Source organism: Nocardioides sp. (genome assembly GCF_036401255.1).
Lineage (GTDB): Bacteria > Actinomycetota > Actinomycetes > Propionibacteriales > Nocardioidaceae > Nocardioides.
This window is the reverse complement of record NZ_DASWVI010000491.1, coordinates 1-9,869: the sequence shown is the minus strand read 5'-3', so window position 1 is coordinate 9,869 and position 9,869 is coordinate 1. Positions and strand designations below refer to the sequence as shown.

General features: G+C 70.8%; 9 protein-coding genes. 5 read left to right on the top strand and 4 right to left on the bottom strand.

What is annotated here, in order from left to right; translation table 11 throughout:
• Positions 1-102: 102 nt before the first annotated feature.
• Complete coding sequence (locus VGD85_RS22745) at positions 103-1,401, bottom strand: ABC transporter substrate-binding protein (RefSeq protein ID WP_331065712.1); 1,299 nt, start codon at positions 1,399-1,401, stop codon at positions 103-105.
• Between the two features lie 202 nt (positions 1,402-1,603).
• Between VGD85_RS22745 and VGD85_RS22740 the strand changes: the two genes are divergently transcribed.
• The 3 genes from VGD85_RS22740 to VGD85_RS22730 are packed head-to-tail and all read left to right on the top strand — an operon-like array spanning position 1,604 to position 4,170.
• A complete protein-coding gene (locus VGD85_RS22740) occupies positions 1,604-2,809 on the top strand; it encodes an ROK family transcriptional regulator (RefSeq protein WP_331065711.1) in 1,206 nt (401 codons plus the stop codon).
• A 22-nt stretch (positions 2,810-2,831) separates the two neighbouring features.
• The gene (locus tag VGD85_RS22735; RefSeq protein WP_331065713.1) at positions 2,832-3,407 is read left to right on the top strand and encodes a nicotinamidase; all 576 of its coding nucleotides are present in this window, start codon (positions 2,832-2,834) and stop codon (positions 3,405-3,407) included.
• Entirely contained in the window at positions 3,400-4,170 is a 771-nt protein-coding gene (locus VGD85_RS22730; protein WP_331065710.1) for an enoyl-CoA hydratase, read from the top strand. The genes VGD85_RS22735 and VGD85_RS22730 overlap by 8 nt, the downstream gene beginning before the upstream one ends.
• Before the next feature lie 135 nt (positions 4,171-4,305).
• Here the strand turns inward: VGD85_RS22730 and VGD85_RS22725 are convergent, their stop codons facing one another.
• From VGD85_RS22725 to VGD85_RS22715, 3 genes are all read right to left on the bottom strand, one after another.
• A complete protein-coding gene (locus VGD85_RS22725) occupies positions 4,306-5,325 on the bottom strand; it encodes a type IV toxin-antitoxin system AbiEi family antitoxin domain-containing protein (protein WP_331065709.1) in 1,020 nt (339 codons plus the stop codon).
• A gap of 192 nt (positions 5,326-5,517) precedes the next feature.
• Positions 5,518-7,365: a bifunctional metallophosphatase/5'-nucleotidase gene (locus tag VGD85_RS22720; protein WP_331065708.1), complete on the bottom strand. Its 1,848-nt coding sequence runs from the start codon at positions 7,363-7,365 to the stop codon at positions 5,518-5,520.
• Between the two features lie 53 nt (positions 7,366-7,418).
• Positions 7,419-7,946: a DUF1697 domain-containing protein gene (locus tag VGD85_RS22715; RefSeq protein ID WP_331065707.1), complete on the bottom strand. Its 528-nt coding sequence runs from the start codon at positions 7,944-7,946 to the stop codon at positions 7,419-7,421.
• 54 nt (positions 7,947-8,000) lie between these two features.
• Here VGD85_RS22715 and VGD85_RS22710 point away from each other — a divergent pair, with 54 nt between their 5' ends.
• Both VGD85_RS22710 and VGD85_RS22705 read left to right on the top strand, forming a co-directional pair.
• Positions 8,001-8,417, top strand: coding sequence for a MarR family winged helix-turn-helix transcriptional regulator (locus tag VGD85_RS22710; RefSeq protein WP_414690856.1), 417 nt, complete (start codon positions 8,001-8,003; stop codon positions 8,415-8,417).
• On the top strand, positions 8,414-9,628 hold the full coding sequence (locus VGD85_RS22705; protein WP_331065705.1) for an MFS transporter: 1,215 nt from the start codon (positions 8,414-8,416) through the stop codon (positions 9,626-9,628). The genes VGD85_RS22710 and VGD85_RS22705 overlap by 4 nt, the downstream gene beginning before the upstream one ends.
• Positions 9,629-9,869: the final 241 nt, after the last annotated feature.

The following is a 9,869-nucleotide window of genomic DNA, read 5'->3' as shown; positions in this document are numbered from 1 at the left end:
TCGCCATCCTCGATTCACCATGCACTCCTTGTCGGGATCGGGTTCGATCGTCTGGTCCGAACCGGTCGGCCCGACCACAGGGGCCGGGCCGACCGAGCAGGATCAGCCTGCGTTCTTCTCGGCCGCGGCGGCCAGGTCGTCCTGGAAGCCACCGAGGTCACCGGTCGAACCGTACTTCGCGACGGCCGAGGTGATGTCGGTCAGCCAGCTGATCGGGGCGGCGGCGCCGTGCGCCAGCGAGGAGACGATGTCGTCGTTGGCGTACGACTCGATCGCGGTCTGCTGGTAGTCGCCGAACCCGGAGGTGTCGGCCTCGATGTTCGCCGGGATCGAGCCCTTCTTCATGTTGAAGGCGGTCTGACCCTCGGGGCTGGCCACGGTCGACAGCCAGGCCTCGGTGTTGTCGGGGTCGGGAGCACCCACGGGGAGCGTGAACGAGTCCGCGAGGAAGTCGAAGACGCCGTCGGTGCCGGGCACCGGGTAGGCCAGGTAGTCCGTGCCGAGCTTCTTGCCCTGCTCCTCGAACGCGGCCACCGCCCAGTCACCCATGACGTTGAACGCGGCGTCGCCGTCGATCACGAGCTGGGTGGCGTCCGGCCAGTCGAGGGACTGCCGGTCCTGGTTGGTCATCTTGAACAGGGTCTCGTAGTCCTCGAGCGCGGCACCCACCTCGTCACCGGCCCAGTCGGTCGTGCCGTCCCAGAGCCCGTTGTAGCCCTCGGCGCCGAGGTCGGCGAGCAGCACGGTCTCGAACAGGTGGACCTGGGTCCAGTCGGTCGCGATCGAGAGCGGGATCTTGCCGGCCGCCTTGATCTTCTGCAGGTCGGCGATCCAGTCGTCGAGGCTCGCGTACGTCGCCTCGGGGTCGACGCCCGCGTCCTTGAGGACGGCCGGGTTGGCCCACACCACGTTGGCGCGGTGGATGTTGGAGGGCACCGAGTAGATCTTGCCGTCCATCGTGAGCCGGTCGAGGAGGGTCTGCGGGAAGTAGTCGTTCCAGCCGTTGTCCTCGAACATCTGGGTCAGGTCCTCGATCTGCCCGTTGTTGATGTAGTCGGTCAGCTCGGCGCCGGCGTGCGCCTGGAAGGTTCCCGGCGGGTCGTTGGTCTGCAGCCGCGAGGCGAGCACGTTCTTGGCGTCGCTGCCCGCACCACCGGCGACCGCGCCGTTGACGAACTTGATGTCCGGGTGCTGCTCGTTGAAGACGGCCACCAACGCGTCGAGGCCGGCCTTCTCGCTGCCCTCGGCCCACCAGGTGAAGACCTCGACCTCGCCGCTCTCGGCGCCGCCGTTGGACGAGCTGTTGTTGTCGCCTTCGCTGTCGCTTCCGCCGCAGGCGGCCAGGAGCACCAGCGCCCCGGCCGCGACCATCGCGCTCAACGCGCGTCGCGTGCGATTCATCTTTCCTCCATAGGTCGGTCTTTCGGGTTGGGGCGCCTTCGCGATCCTCCGGTGGGACACCGCGCGAAAGTTCGCAGGAGCCCGACCGAGGTGCTCCTGCTCGTCACGCTAGGAGCCCCTATTAGTTCGGGTCAAGAATGAAATTCCGGAAAATACCAAACTGTTATGTGCCGAGTCCGAACTAATCGGCTACCATCGCCCCATGGCTCACGGTGGATCACTCGGCGGGCTGCGCGCGGCCAACCTCGCGCTCGTGGTGTCGATCCTGGAGCAGGCCGGCTCGCTGTCGCGCGCCGACCTCATGCGCCGCACCGGCCTGTCCCGCTCGACGGTCTCCAGCCTGGTCGTCCAGCTGCTCGACGAGGGTGTGGTCGTCGAGCGGCTCGACCGCGGTACGCCGTACAAGGGCGGCAGCGGGCGCCCGCCGATCCTCATCGAGCTCGCGACGCTGACCGGCGTCGTCGCCGGCATCGACGTCGGCCACCGGCACGTGCGGGTCGCCCTGGCCCGGCCCGACTCCGCGATCGTCCTCGAGCGCTCGGTCACCCTCGACGTCGACGACTCCCCGCACGGGTCGATGGACCGGGTGGCGAGCCTGCTCGACGAGCTGCTCGAGGAGTCCGGGCACCGCCGCGACGATGTCCGCGGCGTCGGCCTCGGCATCCCCGGCCCGGTCGACCGCGAGGGCCGGATGACCTCGGGGATCCTGCCCACCTGGCGCGGCCTGCGGCCCGCGGACGAGCTCGCGGGCCGCACCGGCCTGATCGCCCGGGTCCACAACGACGCGCACCTCGGCGCCCGCGGCGAGCTGGCGTACGGCGTGGCCCGGGGCCACCGTGACCTGATCTACGTCAAGGCCTCCACCGGCATCGGTGGCGGGCTCATCGTCGACGGCCGCCTGGTCACCGGCAGCACCGGGATCGCCGGCGAGCTCGGCCACGTCCAGGTCGACGTCAATGGCGTGATGTGCCGCTGCGGCAGCCGCGGCTGCCTGGAGACCGAGGTGTCCGGGCCCAAGCTCGTCTCGCTGCTGCAGCCGGCGTACGACGAGCAGCTGACCGTGCCCCGCGTCCTCGAGCTGGCCGAGGCGGGCGACGCCGGGGCGACGCGAGCGCTCAACGACTTCGGGCGCCGGATCGGCCGGGTGCTGGCCACGATCGCGAACCTCCTCAACCCCGGGCTCGTCGTCGTCGGCGGCGCGTTCGGTGGCGCGCCGGCGCTGCAGGCCGGCATCCGCGACGCGCTCGACCGGTACGCCCAGCCGACGACGGCCGCGGCGATCACCGTGGTCGGCGGCGCTCTCGGCGAGCGGGCCGAGGTGATGGGCGCGATCGCGGTCGCCCTCGACCCCGCCTCGGAGGCGGCGGGCCCGGCTGACGAGCCCTCCCGCTCCCCCGTCGCGGGGTGACAGACTCGCGGGCATGAGCCAGATCAAGCGCGCCCTGCTCGTCGTCGACGTCCAGAACGACTTCTGCGAGGGCGGGTCCTTGCCGGTCGAGGGCGGGGCACGCGTCGCCTCCGACATCGCCGAGGTGCTCCACCTGTGGAGCGCGCACGCGCCGGACGCGCCGGAGTACGCGCACGTGGTCGCCACCAAGGACCACCACATCGACCCCGGTGACCACTGGTCGCGCGAACCGGACTACCGCGACTCGTGGCCCGTGCACTGCCGGGTCGGCACCGACGGCGCGTCGTTCCACCCCAACCTCGACCCTCAGCCCTTCGACGCGATCTTCTTCAAGGGCGAGCACCAGGCGGCGTACTCCGGCTTCGAGGGGCGCACGGTCGACGGAGTCCCGCTCGCCGAGTGGCTGCGCGCGCACGGCGTGACCGAGACCGACGTCTGCGGCATCGCCACCGACTACTGCGTGCGCACCACCGCGCTCGACGCCGTGCGCGAGGGCTTCACCACGCGGGTGCTCACCGACCTGTGCGCCGGCGTCGCTCCGGACACCACGGCCGCGGCGCTCGACGAGATGCGTGCCGCCGGGGTGAGCGTTGCCTGACCTGGAGGTCGATTCCGCCGACGGGGTGCTGCGGCTGAGGTTCGACCGGCCGGAGATGCTCAACGCGCTCACCGGGGAGATGGCCGACGACCTCGCCGGCGCGCTCGAGACGGCGACCGGTCGCGAGGACGTGCGGGTCGTCGTGATCTCCGGCGCCGGGTCGGCGTTCTGCGCGGGCGCCGACATCTCCGGCGCCGACGCGCACGAGCACTTCGACGTCTCGGCGCTGGACCGGGCCAACCGGATCGTGCGCGCGATCACGTCCTGCCCGAAGCCCGTCGTCGCGGCCGTCAACGGCGTCGCGGCCGGCGTCGGCTGCTCCACCGCACTCGCCGCAGACCTGGTGGTGGCCGGCTCCTCGGCGTCGTTCCTCCTCGCGTTCTCGCGGATCGGGCTGATGCCCGACGGCGGCGCCTCGCTCAGCGTCGCCGCCTCGATCGGCCGGGCCCGGGCGATGCGGATGGCGCTGCTCGCCGAACCTCTCGCCGCCGAGGAGGCGTACGCCGCCGGCCTGGTCAGCCACCTGGTCCCGGACGACGAGCTCGAGACGTTCGTCGACACGCTGGCCGCGCGCCTGGCCGCCGGTCCCCCGCTGGCGTACGCCGCCACCAAGAAGGCGATCAACGCGGCCACCCTCCCCGGACTCGAGGACGCCCTCGAGCGCGAACGCTCCGGCCAGACCGTGCTGCTGCGCACCGCCGACGCCGCCGAGGGCATGCGCGCCTTCTCCGAGCGCCGGCGGCCGGTGTTCCGCGGGGAGTAGCCGCACCTCCCCCGCTCGCCCCCCGCATGTAACGCGGGGTTGTTGGATCTAGGAACCCCCTTACAAGGGGGTCACCAGAGTCAACAACACCGCGTTACAGCTGGCGGGCCGCAGGATGCGGCGGGTCGGCGGGGGTCAGCGGCGCGGACGGCGGCGCGGGTGACGCACGCGGTACGGCGCCAGGTCGTCGATCGAGGTGCCGAACAGCGCATCGGTGGCCAGGATCTCGCGGAGCAGCCGGGCCTGGGTCTGAGCCCACGCGTCGGGCTGGACGTCGACCCAGGTCAGGCGGGACATGCCGGTCTTGAACCCGCACACCCAGTCCTGGCGCTGCTTCTCCTTCCACAACACCTCGTCGGGCGCCTGGGTGGCCAGTCCGCCCTCGCGCACGGGCCGGAACTTCAGGTGGCCGTCGAACTCGACGAAGTGGCGACGGATCCGGAAGTCCAGCCAGGCCAGTCGGCCGTTCTCCTGGAGGCCGAACTGAGGTTCCACGTCGCCGATGCCCAGCTGCTTGAGCATCAGCAGCGTCAGGTCCTCGCCGGGACTCTCGCACCGACCGTCCGCCCACTCGACCGCGCGCCTGACCAGCGTGACGTTCGGCCAGCTCCGCATCGGCGCGATCGCCGCCCTGAGCTCGCGCCGGGTGACGTCTGCACGCAGGGCAGAGCCGGCGGCGACGATCCCGTGCCGCAGCCCGTGCTCGCGCGCGATGTCGGCGACGGTACGCGGGATGTCGAGCACCGGTTGGCCGTCGACGAACACGATCTGTCCCGGCTCCATCGGCGCCTTGTGGTGCTTGACGCCGTGCCGGGTGCGGCCGCCGAGCGCCCCGTGCCGGGTGATGTGCACCAGTCTGGGGCTGGCCTCGAGGATGTCGAGTCCCTGGAGGTACGCCGCGGAGTCGTGGCTGGCGATCTGCGGGGTCTGCTTGGTGAGCAGTGCCGCCCAGACCTCCAGCTGCGGCCGCGCGACGTACGGCTCGAGCGACTCCCAGTGGGCCCGGGTCGTGTAGACCCCGCGGCGTACGGCGACCCACTCGCCGCGCCGCAGCAGGGCGTTGATCTCGTCGTCGGTCATGCCCGACGCCCGCGCCTGGCGACGCAGGATCAGGCAGTGCTGCTGGGCGAAGTAGTACGCGGATCCGGGCTGCATCGCCCCACCGTCGCCCACCCACAGCCGACCTCGCCGACCTCGAGAGCCCCGCGGTGGACAACGCCGTCCGGACGCCCGCTGTGCATGGTGATCGGCCCCCTTCCGCATGTAACGCGGGGTTGTTGGATCTAGGAACCCCTTACAAGGGGGTCACCAGATCCGCTAACCCCGCGTTACAACGGGCGGCGGGAATCAGTTCACGGTGATCGGCTGACCCCCGGAGACCAGCTGCCAGTCGACGGAGGCGAACTGGGTCGGGTCGATGGTGCCGTGGGCGGTCACCCAGTCGATGAGCAGCTGGCGGATCTCGTTCTGCCGGTTGTAGACGACCGGCGCGGTGGAGACCGCCGGGAAGCCGCCGCCGCCGGACTGGCGGTAGTTGTTGACGGCCATCACGAACTGGTCGGCGTCGGCCACGGGCTTGCCGTCGTAGGCCAGGTCGAGGATCCGGCTGCCGACCTCCTGGGCGATGTCGATCTTGTACGTGAGCGGCTTGTCGAGCCCGGCGATCGCGTCGTAGTTGTAGTCAGGAGTCCCGTTCGGCGCCGTGGTGGTCACCGCGTTGGTGACCTGGCTCATCTCGAACGGCCCGGTGCCGGTGACCTTCTTGAAGTAGCGCGCCGACCACTCCAGGTAGGCCTTCACGTCCGCGCCCGAGACCTGCACACCGAGCAGCGTGTTGTCGTAGATGTAGAGCCCGGCGACGTCGCGCACGGTCACCTCTCCGGAGGGGAACGACGCGCTACGGTTGAACGGCGCGGCGATCGAGAGCACCGGCAGGGCCGCGGCCGCGCCGGAGAGGCCGGCCTTGACCGCGTCGGCCTGGACGAAGTTCACGAAGTCGATGATCGGCACGTCCTCGACCACGGCCCGCGCCGCGGACATCGCCTCGGCCGAGGTGCCGATCGGGCTGTTCACGTACGACACCACGGTGTCGTGCTGCTCCTGCACCGCGGCCGCGACGGCGGCGTCGGCGTCGACGGTGTTGGAGTTGAGCAGCTGCGAGCCGCTGCCCACGAGCTGCCACTTCTGTCGGCCGTTCTTGCCGTAGGACTCGTGCAGCACGAAGTCCATCACGGCCAGGCGCATGCCCCAGTAGTACGGCTCGCACAGCAGCACCTGCTGGCCGGTCTTGAGGTTGCGCACGAACCGCTGAGGGATCTCCTTGTGCGCGTGGCCGACGAGGATCGCATCGACTCCCGGCACCTGCTCGGCGACGAGGGAGGCGGCGTTCTCGGGGAACGGCAGCGCGTCGCCGTACGACGAGGAGGTGTCCGCACCCGAGTGGGCCGAGACGATCACGAGGTCGCAGCCCTTGGCCTTCAGCTTGGGCACGAACTTCTTGGCCTGCTCGACCAGACCCGGGAACTCCATCTTGCCCTCGACGTTGGCCTTGTCCCAGATCGCGATGCCGGGGTTGGTGAGGCCGAGCACGCCGACCTTGACCTTGCGGCCCCGGCCGACCCGGAAGGTCTTGATGAAGTACGGCGGGAACGCCGGCAGCCCGGTCACCGGGTCGACCGCGTTGGCTCCGAGCAGCGGGAAGTCCAGCTGGTCCTCGAAGGTCCGCAGGGTGTCGAGGCCGTAGTTGAACTCGTGGTTGCCGAGTGCGGCGGCGTCGTAGCCGACCAGGTTCATCGCCTTGGCCATCGGGTGGATGCCACCCTCGGTGATCGGCGCGATCCGCGCGTAGTAGTAGGCCAGCGGCGTGCCCTGGATCGTGTCGCCGGCATCGAGGGTGAGCATCGGCTCGCCCTTGCGCTCGGCCCGCATCGCCTTGACGAGCGTGGCGACCTTGGCGATGCCGATGTCGTCGTGGGCGGAGTTGTCGAACTCCTTGTTCTTGAAGTAGTCCCAGTTGTAGACGTTGCCGTGCAGGTCGGTGGTACCGAGCACGGTCAGCCGGACCCGCCGCTTCGCGGTCCGGGCATCCACCTCCTCGGCGTACGACGGCGCGACGTAGCCGGACGCAGCCAGCGCGGCTCCCCCGGTGACACCACCGGCGAGGACGGCGCGACGTGACGGCATGGGTTGGGACACGGTTTCCTCCTGAAATCCAAAGGGACAGGAAACGTCCTACCACCAACCGCAGATCACCGACACCATTTGTCGGCCAACGCCTCGATAACGGTCAGATTTCTGTTCGTGGCCACCCCGAGGTGCCTCTCGATGACGGCGTTGGTGAGCCGAGCCTCGTGGTAGTTGGCGCCCAGGAGGAGGTGCACGGCGCGGCCCGCGACCTTCGCCACCTCCTCGGCGGCGGAGAGCGCCTCGACCGCAGCGACTCCCTCGGCGGTCGGCTCCTGCTTGAGCAGCGAGACGTAGTGCCGGCCGCCGTGCCCGAACGCCGACGCGCGCGCGGCGATCTCGACCACCTCCGCCGGCCGGAACACGATCGTGGGCACCTCGAAGCCGCGGTCGGCGCGGAACGCCTCCTCGAGCGCAGCCTCGACCTTCGCGCGCGAGCGCAGGGGGAGGTCGAAGCGGACGTTGCCGGTGTTGATGTAGGTCTCGACGTTCGACCCGCCGGCGGCCTCAACGGCCGCGCGGATCGAGTCCTTCGGGAACTTCCGCTTCGCGCCGAGGTTGATCGCCCGCAGGAACCCGACGTACGTGACCACGACCACATCCTGCCCGACGGGAATCACATAGGTTTCCGATGCATTATGTCCCGCGTGACCGACACCGAGCTCGCCAGCGACCTGATCGTGCAGGCGGCGCGCCTGATGCGCGCCGTACGCCGCGAGCTCGAGCTGCCCGCGGGCATGCGGGTCCTGTCCTTGCTCGACGAGCACGGTCCGCTCGGCATCACCCGACTGGCCGACCTGGACCGCTCCGCCCAGCCCTCCATGTCCGGAGCGGTGGCCGACCTCGTCGAGCGCGGCTGGGTCACCAAGGCGCCCAACCCGGACGACGCCCGCGCCACGGTCGTCGCGCTCACCGACGTCGGCCGCGCCGAGCTCGACCGGATCCGGCGCCGGTACGGCGAGCACATCGCCACCCTCGTCCGGGACGATCCCTCCCTCACCACCGAGGACCTCCGCACGGCGGTCGCCGTGCTGCGAGCGCTCCTCCAGAAAGGCAGTTCGTGACTTCGTTCCTCAAGCAGCCCCGCGCCGTCTGGGCCGTCGCGTTCGCGTGCGTGATCGCCTTCATGGGGATCGGCCTGGTCGACCCGATCCTCAAGGAGATCGCGGTCAAGCTCGAGGCGACACCGAGCCAGGTCTCGCTGCTCTTCACCAGCTACATGGCGATCATGGGCGTCTCGATGCTGGTCACCGGGGTCGTCTCCAGCCGGATCGGCCCCAAGCGCACGCTGCTGGCCGGACTGGTGCTGATCATCGTGTTCGCCGGGCTGGCCGGAGCCTCGGGCTCGGTCGGCGCCGTGATCGGCTTCCGCGCCGGCTGGGGCCTGGGCAACGCGCTGTTCGTCGCGACCGCCCTCGCCACGATCGTGAGCGCGTCGGCGGGCTCGGTCGCGCAGGCGATCATCCTGTTCGAGGCGGCGCTCGGCCTCGGCATCGCGTCCGGCCCGCTGCTCGGCGGCCTCCTCGGCGAGCAGTCGTGGCGCGGCCCATTCTTCGGGGTTTCGGCGCTGATGACGGTGGCGCTGGTCGCGACCGCCCTGTTCCTGCCCACAACTCCACCGACCGGCCGGCGCACCTCCCTCGCGGACCCGTTCCGGGCGCTGCGCCACCGGGCGCTGCTGCTGCTCGGCATCGTGGCGATCTTCTACAACCTCGGGTTCTTCACGCTCCTGGCCGCCGGGCCGTTCGCGCTGCCGACCTTCGACATCATGGACGTCGGCTGGACGTTCTTCGGGTGGGGCGTGCTGCTCGCGCTCACCTCGGTCTGGGCCGCCCCGGTCCTGCAGCGGCGGTTCGGCACGATGCCGGCGCTGACCGCGGTGCTCGCGCTGTTCGCCGCCGACCTCGTCGTGATCGCGGTGTACGCCGAGCACGAGCCGGTCGTGGCCGCCGGCATCATCGCGGCCGGTGCGTTCATCGGGGTCAACAACACCCTGGTGACCGAGGCCGTCATGGGCGCCGCTCCGGTCGAGCGGCCCGTCGCGTCCGCGGCGTACTCCTTCCTGCGGTTCACCGGGGGCGCCGTCGGACCGTACGTCGCGCTCAAGCTGGCCGAGCACGTCAACGTGCACGCGCCGTTCTGGTTCGGCGCCGCGGCCGTCACGATCGGCGTGGTCGTGGTCGCCGCGGGAACGCCGACGATCCGCCGCGCCCTGCACGGCGAGCCGACCGCGCAGGAGGAGGCGGAGGCCGAGCTGCTCGGCGACCTGGCCTGATCGATCAACGCCCCGGCTGCCTCGCGGCGGCCGGGGCGTTGCTCCCTCCCAGAAGGGAGACCATGGGCGTCTCCCTCCCGGGGAACGCTCCCCGACAGCCTACGGGGCGGAGGGCGAGGTCGGCGGCCGGTCGACGACGCCGGACGGTGCGCCGCTGGCCGGCTGGTGGCACCGGGTGGGCGCCTCCCTCATCGACGGCGTCATCCTGATGCTGGTGATCCTGCTGCTGGCCCTCCCGTGG

Bases quoted from the DNA above. Each gene is read 5' to 3' on its own strand.
- VGD85_RS22740 (WP_331065711.1), top strand. From the start codon at position 1,604: ATGGCTCACGGTGGATCACTCGGCGGGCTGCGCGCGGCCAACCTCGCG.
- VGD85_RS22725 (WP_331065709.1), bottom strand. From the start codon at position 5,325: ATGCAGCCCGGATCCGCGTACTACTTCGCCCAGCAGCACTGCCTGATC.
- VGD85_RS22745 (WP_331065712.1), bottom strand. From the start codon at position 1,401: ATGAATCGCACGCGACGCGCGTTGAGCGCGATGGTCGCGGCCGGGGCG.